A 24,636-nucleotide genomic window follows, 5' to 3' on the forward strand; every position below is an offset into this window, starting at 1 on the left:
GTCATTCAGCGGTGATGCCGAGTTCGCGGATCACCTTGCCCAGGCGCTCGTAGTCGGCAGCGTTGACATCGGCCAGCACCTGCGGCGACCCGCCCACGGGCACGGCACCGAAGGTGGCCATCTTTGCCACCACCTCCGGCATCCTGAGGATCTCGTTGAGATGGGTGTTCAAGGTCTGCACCACGGCGGCCGGCGTGCCCTTGGGCGCGAAGAAGCCATTCCAGGCACCCGCGGCGATGTCCCTGTAGCCCAGTTCCGCCAGCGAAGGCACATCGGGCAGCAGGGGCGAACGCTTCGGGTCGGTCACGGCCAGCGCGCGAAGCTTGCCCGCCTGGATGTACTGGGCCACCGGCCCCAGCGTGACGTAGGCCAGTCCTACATGGCCCGCTGCCACATCGTTGACGGCCGGTGCCACGCCGCGATAGGGCACATGCTGAATGCTCACTCCGGCAGCGCGGTTCAGCCACTCGGCACCTATGTGCATGGGCGAGCCTGCGCCGGGACTGGCGTAGCTGAGCGTCTTGCCGGCCTTGGCCGCAGCCACCATGTCGGCCACGCTTTTGAATCCCGTGGAGGGATGGGCCACGAGCAGCACGGCCTGGCTGGCGGTCTGCACCACGGGGGTGAAACCTTTCAAGGGGTCATAGGTCGCGGCAGTAGGGAGCCTCATCACCATGGGGGCGATGGTGAAGGGGTTGGGCGTGAACAGCAGCGTGTAGCCATCGGGCACGGCCCGCGCAACCAGGTTGTTGCCCACAGTGCCGCCCGCCCCGGGCCGGTTGTCCACCACCACGGGCTGGCGCAGACGCACCGTGAGCTTTTCGGCGAACAGGCGCGCCATGGCGTCCGTGTCACCACCTGCGGGATAGGCGACCACCACGGTGATCGGCCTGGCGGGGTAGTCCTGTGCAAATGTCGGACCACAGACAGCGGTGGCAAAAGCCAATGCTGCAAGGGTCAGGCCTTGCCGACGATGGGGGGTCATCACTGGCTCCTTTGAAAGCGCGGACATGCATCGGTCAGATACGGGCATGGCAGCTGGGGCTGGCTATGGGATGAATTCATGCGATTCATACATGAAACATTGATCCTCAAAAGAATCAATGACGATTTTCTCCAGTAAGTTGATGAATCAACTTACCGAAAACACCGATTGACCTATATTGATTTCTCCAAAGAAATTCCACAAGACAAACGTCAGGCAGCCTGTGAAACAATTGATGGGAACATGTCCATCCCACCTTCTCCTCTCCCTGTGCCCAGCACGCCCGCAGGCAATCCCTGGACCCACCTTGACGAGGCAGGCAGCAGCCTGACCGTCGATGCCTTTCTGACCACGCTGATGAGCCAGGTGGGCAATGCGCTGCGGCGCACCATCACCGTGCCCTATGCCGATACGGCGGGCTTGACGGTTTCGGAGTGGCGGCTGTTGGCCCTTGTCGCGCATGCAGGCGAGTTGCCGTTCAGCGCGCTGGTGGTTCAATCCACTTCGGACAAGGCCCTGGTGAGCCGGGCGCTGCGGCTGCTCGAGGAACGCGGCCTGGTGGCCCTGCTGGCGCAAGGCTCCACTCCACGCAAGAAGATCCTGTGCTCCATCACGCCTGCGGGCCGGCAGTTGCATGACGAGGTAATGCCCGTGGCCCGACAACACCAGGCCGCTGCTCTGCTGGCGCTGACGCAGGAGGAACGGGAGGTGATGTATCGGGCCTTGCTCAAACTGCGCGGTTATTGCCAAGGCAGCCAAGCCGACCCAGCGACCGAAGGCGGCCCCGCTACGGCAGACGGCGAAGCCTGAATTCAGCCCACTTCAGGCCGGTTCTGCAGCAACACCTCAGCGCGCGCAAGATCGTCCAGCGTATCGATGTCGGTGAGCACACCAGCATCGTCCACATCGACCTGAACCACATGTCCGGCTTCGCGCAGCGCCTTCAGCACAGGCGCCCCGCCCTTCTCTCCGCTCAACGCCATGAGCGCCGCGCCGCATGCGGCGCCGAAACCCACGGGATGTCCACGCTCGCCTTGATGGACAGGCTGGGCGGCTCGGGCCCCCGCATGCAATGCATCGGCCACTTTCAGCAAGGTCTGTGGACTCACCAGCGGCAGGTCGGCCGGCAAGACCAGCCAGCCTGGCGCATCGGCTGTGGCACGCACGGCCGCAGACAGCGAATCGCCCATTCCGGGGTGGCCCGCATCTTCCAGATGCCAGGGCAGGCCGCTGGCGCGGACGGCGGCCAGTGTGTGTTCCAGCACGGTGCTGCCGCCCAGCGGCGCAGCGAGCTTGTGCATGGTGCCGCCCGACGCGCGGAAACGCTCGCCACGGCCCGAGGCGAGGATGATCACGCAGGGGCGGCCTTTGAAGTCTCTGAGCATGCGCAACTCTAGCGCAGCAAATGGCAGGTCGGGCGCAGGCACAATGCTGGCCATGAGCAGCATTTCCACCTCGATCGCCGATCTGCGCAAAAGCTACGAGCGCGCGGAACTGAGCGAATCGGCCTCCCTGGCCGATCCGCTGCAGCAGTTTGACCAATGGCTGCAGGAAGCCCTGAGCGCCCAGGTGCCCGAGCCCAATGCCATGACGCTGGCCACCGTGGGCGGCGACCTGCGGCCCAGCACGCGCATCGTGCTCATCAAGGGCTACGACGAGCGCGGCCTGGTCTGGTACACGAACTACGACAGCCGCAAGGGCCAGCAACTGGCGGGCAATCCGTTTGCCGCGCTGCAGTTCCACTGGGTGGAGCTTGAGCGCGTGGTGCGCATCGAGGGCCGCGTGGAAAAGGTCAGCGATGCCGAAAGCGACGCCTACTTCAACAGCCGCCCGCTGGACTCGCGCATCGGTGCCTGGGCCAGTCCGCAAAGCCAGGTCATCAGCGGCCGCAGCGTGCTGGTGGCCAATGCGGCCAAGTACGGCGCGCAATTCCTGCTGAACCCGCCGCGCCCGCCGCATTGGGGCGGATTCAGGCTGGTGCCCGAGCGCTGGGAATTCTGGCAAGGCCGCAAGAGCCGCCTGCATGACCGCCTGTGCTACCAGCTTGAATCTGGAACCTGGCTGCGCCAGCGCCTGGCGCCCTGATCCCCTGGATTGCTGGCGCTGCTCCTGCTGAAACCCGTCAGCCCGGCAGACGCTGGGCCAGCCACAGCATCAGCGGCACGGTAAGCAGGGCCAGCGCCGTGGACACCGCAATGCTGGCGGACACCTCCTCCTGCATCACGCCATAGCGCTGCGTGAACAGGAACACGTTGGCGCCCACGGGCAGTGCAGCCGCCGTGAACATCACGGCCACCGGCAGGCCGCCCAGACCGAAGGCCCAGGCCAGCGCAAGCAGCAGCAGCGGATGCACCAGGTTCTTGACCAGCGCGATGCCCACGGCCTCTCGCAGGTTCTGCCCCACCTTGGTATAGGCCAGGGTCACGCCCACCAGCAGCAGCGCCATGGGGCCCAGTGCCTGGCCCAAGACCTGCAGGGAGCGATCCACCACGCCAGGAAGAGCCAGACCGGTCTGTGCGAACAGCAGGCCGGCGAGTATGGGCAGCGGCACAGGATGGACGATGCCGTTGCGCACCGCCTGCAGCACCGTGCGCCACATGGGGCGCGGCGCGCTCTGGCCCGACCGCTGGTGCTCGCGGGCCTCGGCCAGCTCGAACACGATGGTGGCCGCCGTGAGCAGAATCAGCGCGTGCAGCGAAACGAGGGTGAACAGCGTGACCAATCCGTCCTCCCCGTAGACCAGCCCCACCAACGGCACGCCGATCATGACGGTGTTGCTGAACATATTGGCCAGCCCCCGCGCGGCCGAACGCGTGGAAAAACCGCCCAGGACCATGGACACCCCGAAGATCAGCGCAGTCGCCAGGAAATACAGCGCCACGGGCTGAAAGTCCAGCTCCTGCACCCGCACCGCGCCCATGGTGCGGAACAGCAGCGCCGGCGTGAGCACCAGGAAAACGATGTTGGACAAATCCTTGATGGCGGCGGCCCGCACCCAGCCCAGGCGGGCGGCGAGAAAGCCTGCGCCAATGCAAAGAATGACGGGGATGAGGGAGGCAAAGACGGGAGAGTTCACTGAAGCGGGATCGGGAAGCTGCGCCTGCGCAGGTTGGCGGCGCGCGCAGATTATGCGCCGCAGGCTAGGCCCTGCCTCATTCAGGCTTCTTCCAGGGCCTCGAAGACCTGGGCCAGATGGTCGATGAGCAACCGCACGGCGGGCAATTGCCCGCGCCAGGATGCGTACACCGCATGGATCAGCTCGCGGCGCGGCTCCCAGCCGGGCAGGACGACCAGGCACTGCGCCCTTTCGGCCAGCACACGCAGCATGGTCATTGTTCTTTATTCAGAACGATGAAGGCAAATTTTGCTATCTACCGCATTCATCGTTCAAATCCTAAGATTCTCCCATGTGCAAAAAGTGGCTGGCGCTAACGCTGCGGCAGCCACGATTCCCAAGGAGAAGCAAATGCTCAAGAAGATGCTCGGCGTCTACAGCGCTCCCCGTGCCCATTGGGTGGGCGACGGCTTTCCCGTGCGCTCGCTGTTCAGCTATGGCAACCATGGTGCGGCTCTGAGCCCCTTTCTGCTGCTGGACCACGCAGGCCCCGCCAGCTTCGAGCCGGCTGCCCAGCCTCGCGGCGTGGGCGTGCATCCGCACCGCGGCTTCGAGACCGTGACCATCGTCTATGAGGGCGAAGTCGAGCACCGGGACTCGACCGGTGCTGGCGGCCTGATCGGCCCTGGCGACGTGCAGTGGATGACGGCCGGCTCGGGCATCCTGCATGAGGAATTCCATTCCCATGCGTTCACCGAACGCGGCGGGCGACTGGAGATGGTGCAGCTGTGGGTAAACCTGCCCGCCAGGGATAAGTCGGTTGCGCCTGGCTACCAGACCCTGGTGGATGGACAGATCCCGTCCGTGGAACTGCCAGGCGGCTCAGGCCGGGTGCGGGTGATTGCCGGAGCCTTTGGCAATAGCCAGGGGCCGGCGCGCACCTTCACGCCCATCAATGTCTGGGACCTGCGCCTGAAAGCCGGCAGCACCACCGAGTTGCGCGCCAAGCCCGGACATACGCTGGCCCTGGTCGTGCTGCATGGCACGGTGCTGGTCAACGACGACGAGGTTGTTCGCGAAGGCCAGTTGGTGCACTTCGATCGCGAGGCTGATCTGGTGCGCCTGGAGGCCAACAACGACGCCACCGTGCTGTGGCTGGAGGGCGAGCCCATCGAGGAGCCCGTGGTGGGCCACGGCCCGTTCGTGATGAACAGCGAGGCCGAGATCCGCGAGGCCATTGCCGACTTCAACGCTGGCCGATTCGGGCGCATGGCGGCTTGACCGTGGCGGCCCCTGTCCTGAAGGCAGGGGCCGCCTTCTGCCCTCCCCTTGCTTCCTCTGGACCAGCGCTTGCGATCACCAGCGCGCAGAGCCGGCGCGGGTGCTTGAAAGTGCCCAACACACGTCTAGAGACGTGCCAAGGACTCGAATCCAAGCCGAACGGCCCTTTTTCTGGCGACTTGTCGCCACTGGTGTTCATCAGTCGATAACAAGGTTGCCGCTTGACTTCATGTAAGTTACATTGAACAACTCCATTGGTTGACTCGTTTTGTTCTCAACGCCCATGACTTCATCACCATCTCAGGCAGCCGCTGCCGGCAAGCCGCCGTCCACTGTTCCCGACGGGCTGGCCCTGTTCCGGCATTGGCTGGAAACCGAGGGCGCCAAGGGCTGGGATGCCCTGGACACGGCACCCGACAGCGGCTACGAAAAGGTATGGCGTGCCTGGCTGCGCAGCCTGGGCGATGCCGGCATGCCAGCCAAAGAAGGTCCCCTCTCCCCCGCCACGCCGAAAGGCAAAGTCAAGGCGAAGGCCCGCGCCTGGCAACAGGCCACCGCCGTTGATGTCCAGAATTTCCTGCGCCCGCGCGAAGGCCAGTTGTCGGGCCACCAGCCCGGCCGCCGCATCAGCGAGGTCACGCGCAGGCGCTACTGGCGATTGCTGGAACGCATTTACGACCATGCGCTGGACCACGGCTGGGTCAGCGCCAATCCCGCCGCAGGGCTGGCGCCGCAGGAACGTCCACCTGCCGAAGACGGCCAGGGCCATTGCCTTCCCGCGCCGCTGTGGAATGCCCTGCCCCGCCACATACCGATGGCCGACGGCTTTCAGTCGGCGCGCGACCGCGCCATCTTGCTGCTGCTGTACGAACTGGCGCTGGCGCCCGAGGAGGTGCGCGGCCTGTGCTGGCGCGATGTGCAATGCGCCGGACCAGGCGATGGCCTCCCCTGTCAATTGCATATCGATGGCGCACGCGCCGCGCAGCAGCGCACGCTGGATCTGTCGGAAACGGTGGTGAAGGCGCTGCAGGACTGGAAAGGCTTCAGCGCCGGCCAGCGCGGGCCGGAGGCCGTTCAACCCGATGCCACGGTCTTTTATTCGCGTGAGGGGCAGCCGCTGTCGGTGCGCGTGCTGTTCCATGTGGCTTCACAGCTGATACAGCGCGCCCATGCCGCGCAGCCTGCCTCGGCGCAGCAGGCGCCGCTGCACCGCGTCGGCCCGCAGGTGCTGCGCAACACGGCCATCGTGCAGTGGCTGCGCGCGGGCCGTGCCGAGACCGAAGTCGTGCAGTGGATAGGCGTTGACAGCGCGCGCGCCCTGCGCCATCTGCAGCATTACCTGTAGCAGACGGCGCTGGAGCGCAGCGGGCAGTTCGCCCTGGAGTGCGTTCTTAGAACGACACCTTCACGCCCACCGTGATGTTGCGCCCCATCAGCGGCGCAGCGTTCTTGATGAACGAGGTGTGGGCGAAGGCCAGGCGGTTGGTCAGGTTGTTGCCCTTGATGAAGAACTGCCAGGGCATGCCACCCGAGGTGCGCAGCGTGTAGCTGGCAGAGACGTTGAGCATGCCGTAGCCGTCCGTCTCGGTCTCATAGGCGGTGACGCGGTTCTGGCGCAGCACCTGCACCCATTCGGCCTGGGCATCCCAGCCCTTGTAGAAGGTGTCCACGCGCAGGCCCACGCGCGCAGCAGGGATGCGCGGCAAGGCGGAGCCGTCTTCCAGCCGCGCACGCACGGCGTCACCGAACAGGGTCACGCCCCACTGGCGCGACAGCTTCTGGCGCACCTGGCCCTCCACGCCGGTGAAGCGCGCATCGGCCTGGGTGTACTGCAGCAGTTGCAGGCCGTCATGCTCATCCAGCGTGGCGCCGTAGATATAGCCCTTGACGCGATGGTGGAAGGCATTGACGCTGAACGTGGTGTCGCCTGCCGTCTTGCGCAGGCCGATGTCCAGCGCCTGCGAGCGTTCGCGCTTGAGGTCGGCATTGCCGCGCTCATAGGTCGAAGTCGCCATGTGCAGGCCGTTGGCGTACAGCTCCTCGGCCGTGGGCAGGCGGTTGCCCTGCGTCAGCGAAGCCGAGAGGCTGTAGCCCGGGGTGAACTTCCACACCGAGCCCAGCGAGAACGATGTGCCGCTGTGGCTGCGCGAGATGCCGCTTTGCTGGGCGTCCACGGTCTGGCGCTCGTGGCGCAGCGCAGCCTGCCAGCGCCAGTCCTGCCAGCGGTATTCCTCCAGCAGGTAGATGCTGTTGCGGCGGGTTTCGGTGGGTTGCACATAGGCCTCCTCACCCTCGGCACTGAATTTGCGCTGCACGGTCTGCAGGCCGATGACACCGCGCCAGCCGGCGATGGGCTCCAGCTCTGCCTCCACGCGCAGGTCATGGGCGCGGTTCTTGAACGTGGTCGAGACCTGGCCGCCTTCGATCTCGTCATGGCGATAGTCGGTCCAGCCACCGCGCACGCGCAGCGCCGCGATGCCAGCCGTCGGATTGCGCCATTCGCCGCGCAGATCCCAGCGCTCGCTGTTGAGATCGACCACCGGCACGCTGCCATGGTCGTGATCGTGTTCGTCGCCGCCATGGTCATGCCCGTCCTCGTCGCCGTGGTCATGGCCGCCGCAGTGCAGATGGTCGCCATGGGTGTGGCAGCCCTCGAAGCTGTGGTTGTGGCCTGGCAGGCCATAGCGCGCGGTCTGGCGCGTGTAGGCCAGGCCCAGGTAGCCTTGCGTGCCGATCCAGGACAGGCCCAGGCTGCCCGTGTCCGTGCGGTTGAAGCTGCCGCCCACGCGCCCCTGGGACTGGCCGTTGGGCGCCCAGCCGCTGCCCACGCGGTAGTCGCCGGCATCGCGCGCCATGCCCTCGGCGTGGATGGCCAGCTGGCCGGCGCCGCCCGTCAGCGAGAACGCGCCCGCCGTCTCGCCCGCGCCGGTGCTGCCGCGCAGTTGGGCCGAGCCCGTGATGCCGTTCTTGGGAATGGACGTGGGAATCTTGTCGTCCAGGATGTTGACCACGCCGCCCATGGCGCCACCGCCGCCGTAGATCAGCGCCGAGGGGCCGCGCAGCACCTCGATCTGCGTGGCCAGCATGGGCTCGCTGGCCACGGCATGGTCAGGGCTGATGGTGGAGGCATCGTGCAGCTCGGAGCCATCGCTGAGGATTTGCACGCGCGGGCCGTCCATGCCGCGGATGATGGGCCGGCTTGCGCCTGCGCCGAAATGGCTGGCGTGGATGCCGGGCTCGCCGTCCAGCGTCTCGCCCAGCGTGGCGGCCTGGCGCAGCGTGAGCACGTCGCCTTCCAGCACCGTGGCCGGCGTGGACATGTCGGCCGAGGTCAGGCCCAGGCCGCTGGCCTTGACCGTCACCTCATTGAGCACGGGGGCATCACTGCGCGGCGCGCCCGCCTCGGTGGTAGCTGCGGCCGCGGGTCCTGCAGAGGGCATGGGGTCGGCAGGCTCTGCCGCCATGGCCAGGCCGCCCGTCGCCGGGCCCAGCACGCCTGCCAGCAGCAGTTGCTGCAGCAGCGGGCGCAGTTTCGTCCTCTCCCCCTGCGCATTGGCGTCCTGGTGGTATTGCTTTGTTGTCACTCTCATCACTGGTCTTCCCGGCAGCGGCCGGCCACGGCCCTGCGGGCGTGGAAATCCGGGCGCTGCAAAAAATGGCGTCGGAAGCGGACGGCCACGGCGTGCCCTGCAGGCGCATGCGGCCATCCGATCGGATATGCATTCAAGGAACTGCCGCACCTGGGCGCGGCGCCTTGTTGCGATCAATGCAGCAAGGCGCGGCCAAACGGCTGTGCTGGGCAGGCGCATGCAGCGCCAGTCCCGGAGATTCAAGCCGCCAGGTAGACAGTGATGGGATGCGGGGGACCCCGCGCATCGAAGAAGGCCGCCAGCATGCGGCCATCGCGCACGACGACCGGCTGGACGGGTTCGGCCTGCTCGCCCCAGAAAGGCGGCAAAACCACGGCGGATGGCGGCCCCGCCATGCCTTCGTGCAACTGGTCCAGCAGTTGGCAATCCGCCGGGCCGTGGCCCGAGAACAGCGCATGGACCCAATCGACGGGTGCATTGCAGGAAGTGGCAACCACCTCCACCGGGCCATGGAGCGTGGCTGCAGCCAGGCCGCCCGCGTGCACCACGCGGTGCATCTGGCCCAGCAGCGGCGCCAGGGCAATGGACCAGACCAGCAGCCAGGCCACCAGCCAGGCCCGACCCGGCACGGCGCCGCGCAACGCAAGCCTTGAGGCCTGCGTTGGCAAGTGACGTTCCGGGGGTTGCAAGGGCATGGAGGGATCAGGGGCTGGATGGGCAGCGCAGAGTGTATGCGCCAATTTGCGGGGCAGGTTTCACCATCCCGTCACAAAGACTGGCGATTGCTCACGGCGCCACACGGCGCGCAGGACCGCACTCAATGCGCATGGCGCATGCCGCAGAACTTGCCCAGCGCCAGGCCCTTGCAATCGGCCTGCAGTTGCTTTTGGCATTGCTCGTGGTCGCGCCCGGCGGCCAGGCACTGCGCGGCGGCTTCGTGGGCCTTGGCCATGGCGCGATGGCGTTCCATGTCGGCCCGGGCATGGGCATCGAGCGGCGCCGAGGCGCCCTGTGCCTTGGCGTCCGGCTGGGCTTTCGCGTGGTCGTGATCGTGGTCATGTGCCTGGGCTGCTGCGGCCAGGAAGACAGCGGCCAGGATCAAGGAAACGGAGCGCAATGGTGCAAGGGTCATGCGAAATCCTGAAGAGCTATGCAAGAGAAGAAAGGGGCTAGGGCGATCGCCTCAGGCGGACGGGGCATTTCGGGATGGCCCTGCACTGCTGCAGTCCTGGCACAGCCCTGTCACCGCCACGTCGATGGCCCGGCCCTGCAGGCCGCTGGCGGCCAGCGCCTGGTGCAGCTGCAGCAAAGCGGCCTGCAGCGGCTCGCCGCCCCCACCGCCCTCGCCGCCCAGCCGAAAAGCGCTGTGGCAATCCGCGCATTCGAAATGCGCAGCGGCATCGGCCTGCCTGGCCGCGCCCGGCACGGACCGGCTGTAGCGGGCCACGCGGGCAGCATCCACGCTGCGGCGCAACACACCGGCTGCCGCCAGGCGGTCCAGCAGCCGGTAGACGGTGACGCGGTTGACCTCCACGCCCTGGGCGTGCAGGGCCGCTTCCACATCGGCTTCGCTCAGGAGTGCGTCGGCCCGCGACTCCCAAATCGCCAGCACGGCCCGCGTGGCACGCGTCGAACGCATGCCGGCAGGTATGGGCAAAGAAGTGGGGGTCGGCAAGGACATGGGTGATCAAAGGTCAGGCCGCTGAACACGGCAGGGCAGCCAGGCGGCATTATCGCAACCGGGTTGCATTATGCCCGCGAATCACAACCGCTTACATCACGCGCCGCCACCCGCTCAGGGCTTGACCCAGCGCGCAAAGGCGCCCCGGAACTTCTGCACCTTGGGCCCCACGACAAAGGCGCAGTAGCCCTGGTTGGGATGGTTGAGGAAGTAGTCCTGGTGATAGTCCTCTGCCGGCCAGTAGCTGGCCAGGGGCTGCACCTCGGTGACGATGGGCGCGTCGTAGGCGCCGGCCTGGGTGAGTTCGGAGATCAGCGTGCGCGCCACTTCGGCCTGTTGCTCATTCGTGGTGTAGATGCCGCTGCGGTACTGCGTGCCCACGTCGTTGCCCTGGCGGTTGAGCGTGGTCGGGTCGTGCGTGCCGAAGAACACCGTGAGCAGGTCGCGCAGCGGGATCACGGCAGGGTCGAACTGCACGCGGATGACCTCGGAGTGGCCGGTCTCGCCGGTGCAGATGTCTTCGTAGCTGGGATCGTCCAGATCGCCGTTGGCGTAGCCGCTTTGCACGTCGCTCACGCCGCGCACGCGGTCGAAAACGGCTTCGGTGCACCAGAAACAGCCGCCGCCCAGATAAATGGTTTCAGTCGCCATATGCGCCTTTTCTGTGAAGAAATCGAAAAAATGACCACACGCAATGCATGCGGGCCGTCGCTCCTACAGGTTAGCCCATGCACAAGCCAGGTGACGACGAACGGTTCTGCGGTTACGATAACTAACCCATCAGTCATTAATTTTCCGTGACCGACTCCCCCGCCTCTTCACCCGCCCCCGCCGAGCCTTCCGGAAAGCGCAGCCGCCGCAAGCAGGAGCGTCCCGGCGAGTTGCTGGAAGCGGCACTCGACCTCTTCGTGGAAAAGGGCTACGCCGCCACCCGCGTCGAAGAAGTCGCCGCCCGCGCCGGGGTCTCCAAGGGCACGCTGTTCCTCTATTTCGCGAGCAAGCAGGAGCTTTTCAAGGCCGTGGTGCGCCACAGCATCGCGGGCCGCTTCGGCGAGTGGAGCGAAGAGCTCGACAACTACTGCGCGCCTTCAACCGATCTGCTGCGCTACTGCTTCAAGTCCTGGTGGGAACGCATCGGCAGCACCAAGGCGTCGGGCATCACCAAGCTCATGCTCAGCGAGGCGGGCAATTTTCCCGAGCTGTCTCAGTTCTACCACCAGGAAGTGGTTCTTCCAGGCCATGAGCTGATCCGGCGCATCCTGCAGCGCGGCGTCGAGCGCGGCGAGTTCCGGCCCATGGATCTGGACCTGTCCGTGCACTGCGTGGTCGCCCCGATGATGTTTCTGATGATCTGGAAGCATTCGCTGGGCGGCTGCCTGCCCCATGGCGACTTCGATCCCGAGCAGTTTCTGGAATCCCAGATCGACTACCTGCTGCATGGCATGTGCCAGCCCCTTGCAGCCACCACACCACCCTCCTCCCCGCCCACACCATGAAGCGTCGCACCGGCTGGCTGATCGGCCTGGCCTTATTGATCGCCATCGGCGCCAGCGTATGGCGCGCCGCATCCACCCGGCACAGCAAGCAAAGCGCCATCGCCGCAGCCACCCAGCCGCGCGAGATGCCGGTGCGCGTGGGTCCGCAGGAAGTGGTGCAGCTGCAGCCGCGCCAGCTGCAATTGACCGTGCCCGTCAGCGGCGTGGTGCAGGCCGTGCGCAGCGCCGTGGTCAAGGCCTATGTGGCCGGCGAGCTGCGCGGCCTGCAGGTGCGCGAGGGCGACAGCGTGCGCAAGGGCCAGGAACTGGCGCGCGTGGACGCCACCGAGGTCGAGGCCCGCTGGCGCCAGACCCGCCAGCAGGCCGATGCGGCGCAGGCGCAGCTGCAGCTATCCCAGCGCCAGCACGACAACAACCAGGCCCTGGTCACGCAAGGCTTCATCTCGACCACGGCGCTGGCCACCTCCCAATCCAACCTCGACGCCGCACGCGCCAACCTGGCCGCCGCCCAGGCCGCCGCCGATGTGGCCCGCAAGAGCGTGACCGACAGCGTGCTGCGCAGCCCCATGGACGGCCAGGTCGCGCAGCGCCTGGTGCAGGACGGCGAACGCGTGGGCGTGGAAACGCGGGTGCTGGAGATCGTCGATCCGTCCGACCTCGAAGTCGTGGCCCAGCTGGCGCCTGCCGACTCGGTGCGCGTGCAGGTCGGCCAGCAGGCCCAGTTGCAGGTCCAGGGCGCGGGCGACGACGTGGCCGCCGTGCCCGCGCGCGTGGTGCGCATCAACCCCAGCGCCCAGGCAGGTTCGCGCAGCGTGGCCGTCTATCTGCGTGTGCAGGCTGCACCGGTCAACGCCAGCGCCGCCGGCAGATCCATCCCCATCGTGCGCCCGGGCCTGTACCTGCAGGGCAGCATTGTCACGGGGCAGACCGAGCAGCTGGCCGTGCCCTTGACCGCCGTGCGCACCGACCAGCCCCAACCCTATGTACAGCTGCTGCAGCCTGCGGGCGAGTCCGAAGCGGACAAGAGCCTGCTGCGCGTGCAGCACCGCCCGGTCACGCTGGGCAGCCAGAGCGCGCAGGATGGCGCCACCTGGATCGCCGTGTCCAGCGGCCTGCAGGCCGGTGACAGGGTGCTGGCCGGCAGTGTGGGCGGCCTGCGCGCGGGCACGGCGGTGCAGATGCAGCAAATGCAGCAGGCCCCGCAACCCCAGGCTGCGCCAGCCCCCGGAGCCCGCTGACCATGTGGTTCACGCGCGTCAGCCTGGCCAACCCTGTGTTCGCCACCATGCTCATGCTGGCCCTCATGGTGCTGGGTGTGTTTTCCTACCAGCGCCTCAAGGTGGACCAGTTCCCGAATGTGGACTTCCCCGTGGTCGTGGTCACGGTGGACTATCCGGGCGCCTCGCCCGAGATCGTGGAGTCCGAGGTCACCAAGAAGATCGAGGAAGGCGTCAACTCCATTGCCGGCATCAACGCGCTGACCTCGCGCAGCTATGAGAGCACCAGCGTCGTCATCATCGAATTCCAATTGCATGTCGATGGCCGCCGCGCTGCCGAAGACGTGCGCGAGAAGGTGGCCTCGGTGCGCCCCACCCTGCGCGACGAGGTCAAGGAGCCGCGCGTGCTGCGCTTCGATCCGGCCAGCTCGCCCATCTGGTCCGTGGCCGTGCTGCCCCAGGCCGATGGCGGCGCCAAGGCGCCCGATGCCGTCGCGCTGACCAGCTGGGCCGACCAGGTCCTCAAGAAGCGGCTGGAGAACGTGCGCGGCGTGGGCGCCGTCAACCTGGTGGGCGCCACCCCGCGCGAAATCAACATCTACCTGCAGCCCGAGGCGCTGGAAGCCTATGCCATCACGCCCGACCAGATCGTGAACGCCGTGCGCAGCGAGAACCAGGACCTGCCGCTGGGCGCCATCCGCTCGCGCGAGCAGGAGCGCGTGGTGCAGATCGACGCACGCATGAAGCGCCCGCAGGACTTCGAGCGCATCATCGTCGCCCAGCGCGGCGGCGCTCCCGTGCGGCTGGGCCAACTGGCGCGCGTGCAGGACGGCGCGGGCGAACTGGAAACCGTGGCCCTGTACAACAGCAGCCGCACCCTGCTGCTGTCCGTGCAAAAGGCCCAGGACGAGAACACCATCGAAGTCGTGGACGGCCTGAACGCCACGCTGCGCGAGATCGCCGCCGAAGTGCCGGCCGGCGTGCGGCTGGAGCCGATTGCCGACAGCGCCCGCCCCATCCGCGTGGCCGTCAACAACGTGCGCCAGACGCTGATCGAGGGCGCGGCACTGACGGTGCTCATCGTCTTCCTGTTCCTGAACTCCTGGCGCTCCACGGTGATCACGGGGCTGACGCTGCCCATTGCGCTGATCGGCACCTTTTTGTTCATGTACTGGTTCGGCTTCTCGATCAACATGATCACGCTGATGGCGCTGTCGCTGTGCGTGGGCCTGCTGATCGACGACGCCATCGTGGTGCGCGAGAACATCGTGCGCCACGTGCAGATGGGCAAGGACGCGCATGCGGCCGCGCTCGACGGCACGCAGGAGATCGGCCTGGCCGTGCTGGCCACCACGCTGTCCATCGTGGCGGTGTTCCTGCCCATCGGCTTCATGGGCGGCATCATCGGCAAGTTCTTCCACGAATTCGGCATCACCATCGTGGCGGCCGTGATGATCTCCATGTTCGTGAGCTTCACGCTGGACCCCATGCTCTCCAGCGTCTGGCATGACCCGACCATCCACGCCCACGGCGACAAGCGCGGCAACAGCCTCTACGACCGCACGCTGGGTCGGGTCACGGCCTGGTTCGAGCGCGCTACCGACTCGCTGTCCCACTTCTACCAGGACGTGCTGGGCTGGGCGCTGCGCCACAAGATCGCCACGCTGGCGGCGGCGCTGGCCATCTTCGTGGCCAGCATCTTCCTGGTGCCGCTGCTGGGCACGGAATTCGTGCCCAAGGCCGATTTCTCGGAAACCACGGTGAGCTTCAACACGCCCGTGGGCTCGTCCATCGAGGCCACGGAGGCCAAGGCCCGCCAGGTCGATGCCATCATCCGCGCCCTGCCCGAGGTCCGCTACACGCTGGCCACCATCAACACCGGCACGGCCCAGGGCAAGATATACGCCAGCATCTACATCCGCTTGCTGGACCGCCACCTGCGCCAGCGCAGCGGCGATGAACTGTCGGGCGTGCTGCGCGAGCAGTTGCAAAGCGTGCCCGGCATCACCGTCACCCATGTGGGCCAGCGCGAGCCCGTGGGCGGGCAAAAACAGGTCGAATTCTCGCTGCAGGGCCCGGACCTGGGCGAGCTGGAGCGCCTGAACCGCGTGGTGATGGAACGCCTGCGCGGCATTCCCGGACTGGTGGACCTGGACAGCAGCCTCAAGCCCGACAAGCCCGTGATCGACATCACCGTGCGGCGCGATGCGGCCGCCGACCTGGGCCTGTCGGTAGGCTCCATGGCCGCCGCTCTGCGCACCTGGGTGGCGGGCCAGACCGTGGGCAACTGGCGCGCCAGCGACGACCAGACCTATGACGTCAAGGTGCGCCTGGCGCCCGAGTCGCGCAGCACGCCCCAGGACCTGGAGCGCCTGCCCTTCGCCCTGCCCTCCACCTCGGGCGACAGCGGCATGCGCATCGTGCGGCTGAACCAGGTGGCCACCGTCACGCCCGCCACCGGCCCCAGCCAGATCAACCGCCGCGACATGACGCGCGAGGTCGCCTTCAGCGGCAACGTCTACCTGCGCTCCAGCGGCGAGGTCTCGGCCGACATCCGCAATGCCCTGGCCGACATCGCCCTGCCGCCCGGCTACCGCACGCAATTCAGCGGCGCCACCAAGAGCATGAACGAATCGTTCGGCTATGCGGTGTCCGCCCTGGCGCTGGCCATCATCTTCATCTACATGATCCTGGCCAGCCAGTTCAAGAGCTTCCTGCAGCCGCTGGCGTTGATGACCTCGCTGCCGCTGACGCTGATCGGCGTGGTGCTGGCGCTGATGATGTTCGGCTCGGCCCTGTCCATGTTCTCCATCATCGGCGTGGTCATGCTCATGGGACTGGTCACCAAGAACGCCATCTTGCTGGTGGACTTCGCCATCCGCGCGCGCGGCCCGCACAGCGACCCGGACACCGGCCAGATCCGCGACGGCCTGCCGCGCGAGCAGGCCCTGCTGCTGGCAGCACGCGTGCGGCTGCGCCCCATTCTGATGACCACGCTGGCCATGATCTTCGGCATGGTGCCGCTGGCCTTCGCACTCAGCGAAGGCTCCGAGCAGCGCGCGCCCATGGGCCAGTCGGTGATCGGCGGCGTGGTCACCTCGTCGCTGCTGACCCTGGTGGTCGTGCCCGTGGTCTATTGCTACCTTGACGACTTCTCCCAGTGGCTGCGGCGCCTGTGGAACGGCAACCGGCACGACGCGGCACCCGGCCAAGGCGCCGCCAGCGCCCCCACCCCGCCGCGAGACTCGTAGAATCAAAGGTTTGTCCTGACAAGTCTTTCTCCGGAGATACCCCATGAGCCTGCCCCTGAACAGCCTGCCCGAACACCACAGCGCCCAAGCGCACGCGCGCTACAACATGATCGAGCAACAGATCCGCCCCTGGAACGTGCTTGATGAAGAAGTGCTGGCGCTGCTGGGCAAGGTGCACCGCGAGAATTTCGTGCCGCCCGAGCATGCCGGCCTGGCCTTCATGGACCTGGAAATCCCCCTGGTCGCCCCGACCGAGGAAGCCGCCGCCAAGGGCTGGTGCATGCTGGCCCCGCGCATCGAGTCCCGCATGCTGCAGGACCTGAAGATCAAGCCCACCGACCGCGTGCTGGAAATCGGCGCCGGCTCGGGCTACATGGCCGCCCTGCTGGCCGCCCAGGCCAAGGAAGTCGTGACACTGGAAATCGTCCCCGAGCTGGCCGAGATGGCCCGCGAGAACCTGCTGGGCGCCGGGATCACCAATGCCGAGGTCAAGCTGGCCGATGGCGCCACGGCAGCGGCCGCTCTGGGCCAGTTCGACGCCATCGTGCTCAGCGGCTCGGTCGCCCAGGTGCCCCAGTCCCTGCTGGCCCAGCTCAACGACGGCGGCCGCCTGGCAGCCATCGTCGGCCAACTGCCCATGATGCGTTTCACGCTGGTGCAAAAGAACGGCCACCAGTTCGAAACCAGCCAGCCCTGGGACGTGGTGACCGCACGCCTGGCCAACTTCGAAGAGCCTTCGCGCTTCACGTTCTGAAATCCGCCACGGCGGCCGGGGTCCAGAGGATTTCGGCCGCTGCGGCAACTCCACTCCATTCCGCAAGGATCTTTACGATGCTTCCCCAAGTGCCTCCCGCGCAACTCAACGATTGGCTGAACCAGCACTCCAGCGGCTCCGATGCCCTGCCCCTGGTGCTGGACGTGCGCGAGCCCTGGGAAGTGGCCCAGGCCAGCGTACGCCCCGAAGGCTTCGAGCTGCGCTGCATCCCCATGGGCGAGATTCCCTCGCGCCTGCAGGAACTCGATCCGGATCACCCCACAGCCTGCCTGTGCCATCACGGCGCACGCAGCATGCATGTCGCTGCCTTCCTGATGAACAACGGCTTCGAGACCGTGGCCAATATCAGCGGAGGCATCGATGCCTGGTCGCGCGAGCGCGACCCAGGCGTGCCGCGCTACTGAGCGGCAACACGCAAAAGAAACCCGGGACACGGCGGTACACCAGCCGTCCCCGGTGCTTCGTGACGACTGTGTTTTGATTCGAGGACCTCTATGCCCCTGCTTCGGCCCCTTGCCCCTGTCGCTTCCGCCCTGACCCGCCCATACGCCTGGCCCCTGCGCCACATGGCCTTGCTGCTGTGCGCGGCCGGCATGGGCTCGGCCCTGGCACAGGCTCCTGCCCCAGCCGTCCTTGCGCCCGCCCCTGCGGCCCCGCAGTCTGCCCTGCCCTCTCTGACAGCGTCTGCGGCCACGGGCCAGAACCTGTCCGAACTGGTGGCCAAGGCCCGCGGCTACGACGCCCAGTGGCAGGCCCAGCAGGCCGACGCCCAGGCCGCCGCCAGCCGCGCCGAGCAGGCACGCTCGGGCCTGTTGCCCAGCGTGGGCCTGCAGGCCGGTGCCAACACCTCGCATGTGGAAGTCAGCGTGCTGCCAGGGAGCTTTCGCTCGCCCCAGCAGAACCTGCAGCTCAGCGCCCAGCAGCCGCTGTACCGTCCGGCCAACAAGATCGCCTACGACCAGGGCCAGCGCGGCGTGGACGTGGCGCGCGCCCAGTTGGACAGCGGCGAGCAGAACCTGCTGGTTCGCGTGGCCCAGGCCTACTTCGATGTCCTCGGCGCCCAGGACAGCCTGGCCGTGGTCAAGGCACAGAAGGCGGCCATTGCACAGCAGCTGGAATTTGCCAAGCGCAACTTCGAGGTCGGCACGGCCACCATCACCGACTCGCGCGAAGCCCAGGCCCGGTTCGACCTGGCCGGCGCGCAGGAAATCGCCGCCGAGAACGATCTGCGCGTCAAGCGTCTGGTGCTGGACCAGATCGTTGGCGCCGTGGGCACCGTGCCCCGCCCCCTGGCCCAGCCGCTGCAGTTGCCGGCCCTGATGCCCTCCGACGCCCAGGCCTGGGTGGACACCGCACTGCAAGGCCAGCCCCAGCTGCGCCAGGCCCGCCTGGCGCTGGACATCGCCCAGCTGGAAACGAAGAAAGCCGAGGCCGGCCACAAGCCCACCGTGGACCTGCAGGCCGGCTACGTGGTCAACCGCTATCCCAATGGCTCGGTCACGCCGCAGATCGGCACCAGCTACCGCACCAATGCCGCCAGCGTGGGCGTGGTCATGAACCTGCCCCTGTTCGCCGGCTTTGCCGTGCAAAACCGCATCAAGGAAACCCTGGCGCTGGAAGACAAGGCGCGCGCACAGCTGGACGACGCCCAGCGCAACGTGGAGCAGAGCACGCGCACGGCCTTCTTCGGCGTGCAGTCGGGCCAGGCCCAGGTCAAGGCGCTGGAGGCCGCGCTGGCGTCCAGCCAGAGCGCGCTGGACGCCAACAAGCTCGGCTACGAGGTCGGCGTGCGCATCAACATCGACGTGCTCAACGCGCAAAGCCAGCTCTACCAGACCCAGCGCGACCTGGCCCTGGCGCGCTACCAGGTGCTGCTGGGCCAGCTCAAGCTGCGCCAGGCCGCCGGCACGCTCAGCGACGACGACCTGCGCGCCATCGATGCGCTGTCGCTCCGCGCGCCAGCCCCTTGAATCCCTGAAGCGCCCGCACGGCCGGCAGTGCCCCGGGCTGATGCCCGGCCGCCGCGGGCCGCGCACCTGGCGCCGCAGCCCTGTGCTCTGGCAAAGCCGAGGCACGCAAACCCGCCACGACCAGAATCCAGGCAGCCAGCGCGCACAGCACCGCCAGACGGCTCAGCAAGGAACAGCGGGAGAGTCTTGGCATGCGCGCCTTGCCTTCGTGGGAGTTGTCGAGCGGGCCACTGTGGCAAACCAGCCTGAAGACCTGCCCCGGCTTTCCTGAAGGGATGCTGAAGCGCCTGAGCCCCGCCTTGACCGATACTCGCGGCAGCCCTCCCGCAGGCGCCGGTCCACGGCATGGGAGCGGCACAGGAAACACACGATGAGACTGCTGCTGGTGGAGGACGATCTGGATCTGGGCAATGGCGTGCGCATCGCATTGGGCGATCACGCCATGGACGTGGTCTGGGTGCGCCGCCTGTCCGATGCGCTGCGCACGCTGGAGCAGCAAAGCTTCGAGATGGTGTTGCTGGACCTGGGCCTGCCCGATGGCGACGGCATCAGCCTGCTCACGCGCCTGCGCCGCGAATGGCGCCGCCTGCCCGTGCTGATCCTGAGCGCACGCGACAGCCTGCACGACCGGCTGCACGGCCTGGACAGCGGCGCCGATGACTATCTGGTCAAGCCCTTTGCCCTGGCCGAACTGGTGTCACGCGTGCGCGCCCTGGCACGCCGCAGCTATGGGCAGGGCGACGGAACGCTGCATCTGCGCGGCCTGTCGCTGCACGAGCCCACGCGCCGTGTCAGCGTTGCCGGCCAGAACGTCGAGCTGTCCCGCTGCGAATTCGACCTGCTGGCCCTGCTGCTGCGGCGCATGGACCGCGTGGTCACGCGCAGCGGCATCGAGGAGGAAGTCATCCCGGGCGGCAGCGCCAACGGCAGCAATGCGCTGGAGGTCCATGTCTCCAACCTGCGCCGCAAGATCGGGCCGGGCTTCATACGCACGGTGCGCGGCATTGGCTATGTCATCGACTCGCAGCCGATGGCCCCCCTGTCCTGACCATGACATCGCACACCCTGCAGGGGCAACAGGCCAGCCCGAGATGGCGCCGCTGGCTGCGGCCCACACTGGGCCGGCGGATGCTGCTGGCCCAGATGGGCGTGCTCACCGCGATCTGGACCGCGTTGCTGGTGGCAGCCATCTACATGGCCCACTTCCACAATGAACTGCTGGTCAGCAAGCCTGTCTACGAACTTGTCATGGCTGTGGCCGAGGACCTGGCCGACCTTCCGGACCGCCAGCAGCACAGCCTGGCCGCGCTGGACACGGCCCTGCGCCATGAGTACGGCGACGGAGACGACGACATCCGCTTCACGCCCACGCTGCTGGTCTGGCAGCGCGGCCAGCTCCTGTACCGCTCGCCCACGCCGGCACCCACGCTGCGCAACCGCGTGCTGGACACGGTCGAGGACATAGATTTCGAAGGGCAGACCTGGCGCATGAGCACGCTGCGCTCGGCCTCGGGCCAGACCGAAGTCACGCTGATGCTGCCGTCCTTCAAGGAACTGCTGATCACCCTCAACACCCGCAGCTATTACCTGCTGCCGCTGCTGATCAGCCTCCCCTTCCTGGCCTTTCCGGCCTGGTGGTCGGTGCGCGCGGCGCTGCGCCCGCTGCGCCGCGTGGGCGACGAGCTGGCCACACGCGGCCCCGACGACCTCAGCGCGCTCATCTATGCGCCGCCACACGCCGAGCTGCGGCCGCTGGTGCAGGACATCAACGCCCTGCTGGCCCGCGTGCGCTCCAGCAGCGAGCGCGAGCGCAACCTCATCGCCGATGCAGCCCACGAACTGCGCACGCCGCTGGCAGCCATGCACGTCAACGTCGAGGCCCTGCTGCGCCTTGGCAGCGAACCGCGCCAGCAGGAACTCATGGACAGCCTGCTGCGCAGCAACCAGCGCGCCAGCCGCATGGTGGCCCAGCTGCTGCAACTCATGCGCAGCGAGACCGAAGCGCCCGGCATGGCCATGCAGCCGCTGCGCCTGGACCTGCTGCTGGAAGACCGGCTCGCCGCACTCGACGCCCTGGCCTGCCGCCGCCCGGTGGAACTGGCCCTGGAAGCCAGCGAGCCACTGAGCGTGATGGGCGAACGCGAAGGCCTGGTCTCGCTGATCGACAACCTCGTGGACAACGCCATCAAATACAGCCCCGCGCACGCCACCATCAGCGTGCGCCTGCAGCGCCAGGGCGACCGGGCCGTGCTCCAGGTGCGCGACCGTGGCCCGGGCATCGCCGAGGCCTGGCGCCAGCGTGTCTTCGACCGCTTCTTCCGCGTACCCGACCAGAGCCAGAGCGGCAGCGGCCTGGGCCTGGCCATCGCCAGGACCGTGACCGAGCGGCACGGCGGCAGCATCGAGCTGCTCAATGCGGAGAATGGCGGGCTGCTGGCGAGTGTGAGCCTGCCCATGCTGCAGGACGCCGGCTGATCCGGCCTGCGGATACCGCCAGCCGAAAACCCAGTGCTCAGCGCAACGGTTGGGACTGCAACAGCCCGGCCACCGCCTGTGCCGTCGCCTGAGCTGCACCGCGGTGCTGGTCCAGGAAGCTGCGCGCCTGGGCCACGGCATGGGCGTGGGACTGGCGGTCCCCGGCCAGGTCCACGGCCAGGCGCAGCCCGTGCTCCATGTCGGGTGCCCGCAGCGCGGCACCGGCTTCGCAGGCCAGGTCCGAGGCTTCGCTGAAGTTGAAGGTATGCGGCCCCAGCACCACGGGGCAGTCGCAGGCCAGGGCCTCGATGAGGTTCTGGCCGCCCAGCGGCGCAAAGCTGCCGCCCATGAGCGTGGCGTCGGCCAGGCCGTAGTACAGGGCCATCTCGCCCAGCGAATCACCCAGCCAGATGTCGATGTCATCCGCCGCAGCCCCGCAGGGCGGGCCACCCACCCACTGGCTGCGGCGCGAGACATGCAGGCCGCCGCCAGCCAGCAGCGCCGCTACTTCGTCAAAGCGCTGCGGATGGCGCGGCACGACCAGCCATTGCACGGCCCGGCCTGCCGGCCCCAGCGTGCGCAGGGCGGACAGCAGCATGGCCTCCTCGCCCTCGCGGCTGCTGGCCAACAGCACCACAGGGCGGGACAGGCCGGACTTCCATTGCCGGGCGCGCTCCAGCAGCGCAGCGTCCGGACGCGCATCGAATTTCAGGTTGCCGAGCACGCCGCGCACGGGCGCACCCAGCAGGCGCAGGCGCTGCGCATCGGCCTCGGTCTGCGCCCAGGCGGCGGCCAGGGCGGCATAGGTGGGCCGCGCCAGCGGCGCCACGCGCAGCGCCTGGCCCAGTGATTTGTCGCTGAGCCGTGCGTTGGCCAACGCCAGCGGCACGCCCTCTTCGCGGCAGATGGCGACCAGGTTGGGCCACACTTCGGTCTCCATGAGCACGCCGACCGCGGGCCTGAATTGCTGCACGAAGCGGCGCACGGCCTCTGGGGTATCCCAGGGCTGCCAGACCTGCAGGTCGCCGGGCTGCAGCAGCCGGCGGCCTTCGGTGCGGCCTGTGGCCGTGCCATGGGTCAGCAGCAGGCGCATGCCGGGCAGGCGCTCGCGCAGCGCGGTCAGCAAGATAGAGGCAGCGCGCGTCTCGCCCAGCGATACGGCATGGATCCAGATCCACCGGCCGCGCCCGTCCTGCCCCAGCGTGGCTGGCTGGTAGCGGCCAAAGCGTTCGGGAATGTGCTCGGCATAGACGGGCTCGGCCTCGGCGCGGCGCAGCAGCTTGCGGCGCAGAAGCGGCTGCGCCGCCCAGGTCACGGCGCTGTACAGCGCGCGCGCCCAGGACGTGGGAGAGCGTGAAGTCATCGCCTGGCGCGCAAATCAGTGCGCGGCGCCGCCAACCTGCGCGCCGGGCTTGACACGCTCCAGCAGCGCCAGCATCTGCGCCTCGATACGCGACAGCGCCTCCTGGGTCTGGCCCTCGAAGCGCAGCACCAGCACGGGCGTGGTGTTGCTGGCGCGGATCAGGCCGAAGCCGTCGGCCCAGTCCACGCGCAGGCCGTCGATGGTGCTGACCTGGGCCGGTGCGGCAAAGTTCTCGGCGGCCAGGGCCTGCAGTTCGGCGGCCAGGCGATGGGGCTCGCCCTCGGCGCAGGCCACATTCAGTTCAGGGGTGGAAAAACTGGTGGGCAGCGCGTTGAGCAAGGCGCTGGGGTCGGCCTCGCGGCTGACGATCTCCAGCAGGCGGCAGCCCGCATAGGTGCCGTCATCGAAGCCATACCAGCGCTCCTTGAAGAAGATGTGGCCGCTCATCTCGCCGCCCAGCGGCGCGTCCAGTTCCTTCATGCGGGCCTTGACCAGGGAGTGCCCGGTCTTGAACATCACGGGCTCGCCCCCGGCCTCGCGGATGGCGGGCGCCAGGCGCTGCGTGCATTTCACGTCGTAGACGATGCTGCCGCCCGGCACGCGCGAGAGCACGTCCTTGGCAAACAGCATCATCTGGCGGTCGGGGAAGATGTTCTGGCCGTCCTTGGTGACGATGCCCAGGCGGTCGCCGTCACCGTCGAAGGCCAGGCCCAGTTCGGCGTCCGAGGTGCGCAGCGCCTCGATCACGTCGCGCAGGTTCTCGGGCTTGCTGGGGTCGGGATGGTGGTTGGGGAATTCACCGTCCACTTCGGAGAACAGCTCGATCACCTCGCAGCCCAGGGCGCGGAAGATGCCGGGCGCCGAGGCACCGGCCACGCCGTTGCCGCAGTCCACCACGATCTTGATGGGGCGCGCCAGCTTCACATCACCCACGATGCGCGCCTGGTAGTCGGCCTGCACATCGGCGCGGCGCACGCTGCCGGTGCCCGTGATCGTCCAGTCATCGCTTTCGACACGGCGGCGCAGGGCCTGGATTTCCTCGCCGTAGATGGCGCGGCCGGCCAGCACCATCTTGAAGCCGTTGTAGTCCTTGGGGTTGTGGCTGCCCGTGACCTGGATGCCCGAGCGCGCCAGTGTGCTGGCCGCGTAGTACAGCATGGGCGTGGTGGCCAGGCCGATGTCGATCACCTCGATGCCGACCTCGGTCAGGCCGGCGATCAGCGCCGCGGACAGCGAGGGTCCCGACAGGCGGCCATCGCGTCCCACGGCCACCACGGTCTCGCCGGCCGCCAGGGCCGCCATGCCGAAGGCGCGGCCCACGCCAAGTGCGACCTCCTCGTTGAGCGTGGACGGCACGATGCCGCGGATGTCATAGGCTTTGAAGATGGAAGATGCGACCTGCACGTCGAAAACGCTTTCTCGTCGGTTGAAAACAGGGCGCCGCAGCCCGGAACCTGGCCCGGCTGCGGCCCAAGCCGCAATTGTAGGCGCGGCAGG

At 67.7% G+C, this 24,636-nt stretch carries 22 protein-coding genes and 1 pseudogene; 12 read left to right on the top strand and 11 right to left on the bottom strand.

Annotation, left to right across the window (positions count from 1 at the left end; all coding sequences use genetic code 11):
• Window position 1: 1 nt before the first annotated feature.
• Window positions 2-985: a Bug family tripartite tricarboxylate transporter substrate binding protein gene (locus tag BO996_RS18305; RefSeq protein ID WP_071956042.1), complete on the bottom strand. Its 984-nt coding sequence runs from the start codon at window positions 983-985 to the stop codon at window positions 2-4.
• Window positions 986-1,228: 243 nt separating this feature from the next.
• Here BO996_RS18305 and BO996_RS18310 point away from each other — a divergent pair, with 243 nt between their 5' ends.
• On the top strand, window positions 1,229-1,795 hold the full coding sequence (locus tag BO996_RS18310; protein ID WP_013802266.1) for a MarR family winged helix-turn-helix transcriptional regulator: 567 nt from the start codon (window positions 1,229-1,231) through the stop codon (window positions 1,793-1,795).
• Between the two features lie 2 nt (window positions 1,796-1,797).
• On the opposite strand, the gene BO996_RS18315 is transcribed toward BO996_RS18310, so the two are convergent.
• Window positions 1,798-2,370, bottom strand: a complete 573-nt coding sequence (locus BO996_RS18315) for a nucleotidyltransferase family protein (RefSeq protein ID WP_063325992.1) — start codon at window positions 2,368-2,370, stop codon at window positions 1,798-1,800.
• 52 nt (window positions 2,371-2,422) lie between these two features.
• Here BO996_RS18315 and pdxH point away from each other — a divergent pair, with 52 nt between their 5' ends.
• Complete coding sequence (gene pdxH, locus BO996_RS18320; RefSeq protein ID WP_043796748.1) at window positions 2,423-3,070, top strand: pyridoxamine 5'-phosphate oxidase; 648 nt, start codon at window positions 2,423-2,425, stop codon at window positions 3,068-3,070.
• 37 nt (window positions 3,071-3,107) lie between these two features.
• Here pdxH and BO996_RS18325 read toward each other — a convergent pair whose 3' ends face one another.
• Together BO996_RS18325 and BO996_RS29230 are read right to left on the bottom strand one after the other, a co-directional pair.
• The gene (locus BO996_RS18325) at window positions 3,108-4,061 is read right to left on the bottom strand and encodes an AEC family transporter (protein ID WP_071956043.1); all 954 of its coding nucleotides are present in this window, start codon (window positions 4,059-4,061) and stop codon (window positions 3,108-3,110) included.
• 80 nt (window positions 4,062-4,141) lie between these two features.
• Window positions 4,142-4,273, bottom strand: a pseudogene (locus tag BO996_RS29230) (LysR family transcriptional regulator); the annotation flags it as partial.
• 178 nt (window positions 4,274-4,451) lie between these two features.
• On the opposite strand from BO996_RS29230, the gene BO996_RS18330 reads away from it, so the two are divergent.
• Window positions 4,452-5,321 (top strand): pirin family protein, encoded by an 870-nt coding sequence (locus BO996_RS18330; protein ID WP_071956044.1) that lies wholly within the window; start codon window positions 4,452-4,454, stop codon window positions 5,319-5,321.
• A 283-nt stretch (window positions 5,322-5,604) separates the two neighbouring features.
• A complete protein-coding gene (locus tag BO996_RS18335; protein WP_071957151.1) occupies window positions 5,605-6,666 on the top strand; it encodes a tyrosine-type recombinase/integrase in 1,062 nt (353 codons plus the stop codon).
• 46 nt (window positions 6,667-6,712) lie between these two features.
• On the opposite strand, the gene BO996_RS18340 is transcribed toward BO996_RS18335, so the two are convergent.
• From BO996_RS18340 to msrA, 5 genes are all read right to left on the bottom strand, one after another.
• Window positions 6,713-8,911 carry a TonB-dependent receptor domain-containing protein gene (locus BO996_RS18340; RefSeq protein WP_071956045.1) on the bottom strand — a complete coding sequence of 733 codons (2,199 nt, stop codon included), beginning with the start codon at window positions 8,909-8,911 and terminating at the stop codon, window positions 6,713-6,715.
• 239 nt (window positions 8,912-9,150) lie between these two features.
• Window positions 9,151-9,579 carry a hypothetical protein gene (locus BO996_RS18345; RefSeq protein ID WP_232240370.1) on the bottom strand — a complete coding sequence of 143 codons (429 nt, stop codon included), beginning with the start codon at window positions 9,577-9,579 and terminating at the stop codon, window positions 9,151-9,153.
• A gap of 149 nt (window positions 9,580-9,728) precedes the next feature.
• Window positions 9,729-10,043: a hypothetical protein gene (locus BO996_RS18350; RefSeq protein ID WP_065346574.1), complete on the bottom strand. Its 315-nt coding sequence runs from the start codon at window positions 10,041-10,043 to the stop codon at window positions 9,729-9,731.
• Between the two features lie 51 nt (window positions 10,044-10,094).
• Entirely contained in the window at window positions 10,095-10,550 is a 456-nt protein-coding gene (locus BO996_RS18355; protein ID WP_071956047.1) for a transcriptional repressor, read from the bottom strand.
• Window positions 10,551-10,706: 156 nt separating this feature from the next.
• On the bottom strand, window positions 10,707-11,243 hold the full coding sequence (msrA, locus tag BO996_RS18360; RefSeq protein WP_034394147.1) for a peptide-methionine (S)-S-oxide reductase MsrA: 537 nt from the start codon (window positions 11,241-11,243) through the stop codon (window positions 10,707-10,709).
• A 146-nt stretch (window positions 11,244-11,389) separates the two neighbouring features.
• Here msrA and BO996_RS18365 point away from each other — a divergent pair, with 146 nt between their 5' ends.
• From BO996_RS18365 to BO996_RS18400, 8 genes are all read left to right on the top strand, one after another.
• Entirely contained in the window at window positions 11,390-12,088 is a 699-nt protein-coding gene (locus BO996_RS18365; protein WP_013802244.1) for a TetR/AcrR family transcriptional regulator, read from the top strand.
• On the top strand, window positions 12,085-13,326 hold the full coding sequence (locus BO996_RS18370; RefSeq protein ID WP_071956048.1) for an efflux RND transporter periplasmic adaptor subunit: 1,242 nt from the start codon (window positions 12,085-12,087) through the stop codon (window positions 13,324-13,326). The genes BO996_RS18365 and BO996_RS18370 overlap by 4 nt, the downstream gene beginning before the upstream one ends.
• 2 nt (window positions 13,327-13,328) lie before the next feature.
• Window positions 13,329-16,556: an efflux RND transporter permease subunit gene (locus tag BO996_RS18375; protein WP_071956049.1), complete on the top strand. Its 3,228-nt coding sequence runs from the start codon at window positions 13,329-13,331 to the stop codon at window positions 16,554-16,556.
• Between the two features lie 43 nt (window positions 16,557-16,599).
• Entirely contained in the window at window positions 16,600-17,310 is a 711-nt protein-coding gene (locus tag BO996_RS18380) for a protein-L-isoaspartate O-methyltransferase family protein (RefSeq protein WP_034394154.1), read from the top strand.
• Between the two features lie 77 nt (window positions 17,311-17,387).
• Complete coding sequence (locus BO996_RS18385; RefSeq protein ID WP_012205782.1) at window positions 17,388-17,735, top strand: rhodanese-like domain-containing protein; 348 nt, start codon at window positions 17,388-17,390, stop codon at window positions 17,733-17,735.
• Between the two features lie 90 nt (window positions 17,736-17,825).
• Window positions 17,826-19,301: a TolC family outer membrane protein gene (locus tag BO996_RS18390; protein WP_071956050.1), complete on the top strand. Its 1,476-nt coding sequence runs from the start codon at window positions 17,826-17,828 to the stop codon at window positions 19,299-19,301.
• A 370-nt stretch (window positions 19,302-19,671) separates the two neighbouring features.
• On the top strand, window positions 19,672-20,349 hold the full coding sequence (locus BO996_RS18395; RefSeq protein WP_013802240.1) for a response regulator: 678 nt from the start codon (window positions 19,672-19,674) through the stop codon (window positions 20,347-20,349).
• Window positions 20,350-20,351: 2 nt separating this feature from the next.
• Window positions 20,352-21,776: a sensor histidine kinase gene (locus BO996_RS18400; RefSeq protein WP_071956051.1), complete on the top strand. Its 1,425-nt coding sequence runs from the start codon at window positions 20,352-20,354 to the stop codon at window positions 21,774-21,776.
• 37 nt (window positions 21,777-21,813) lie between these two features.
• Here the strand turns inward: BO996_RS18400 and BO996_RS18405 are convergent, their stop codons facing one another.
• Together BO996_RS18405 and BO996_RS18410 are read right to left on the bottom strand one after the other, a co-directional pair.
• Window positions 21,814-23,139 carry a 3-deoxy-D-manno-octulosonic acid transferase gene (locus BO996_RS18405; RefSeq protein ID WP_071956052.1) on the bottom strand — a complete coding sequence of 442 codons (1,326 nt, stop codon included), beginning with the start codon at window positions 23,137-23,139 and terminating at the stop codon, window positions 21,814-21,816.
• 15 nt (window positions 23,140-23,154) lie between these two features.
• A complete protein-coding gene (locus BO996_RS18410; RefSeq protein ID WP_071956053.1) occupies window positions 23,155-24,543 on the bottom strand; it encodes a phosphomannomutase/phosphoglucomutase in 1,389 nt (462 codons plus the stop codon).
• Between the last annotated feature and the right edge of the window lie 93 nt (window positions 24,544-24,636).

This window comes from Delftia sp. HK171 (assembly GCF_001886655.1).
Classification (GTDB): domain Bacteria; phylum Pseudomonadota; class Gammaproteobacteria; order Burkholderiales; family Burkholderiaceae_C; genus Comamonas; species Comamonas acidovorans.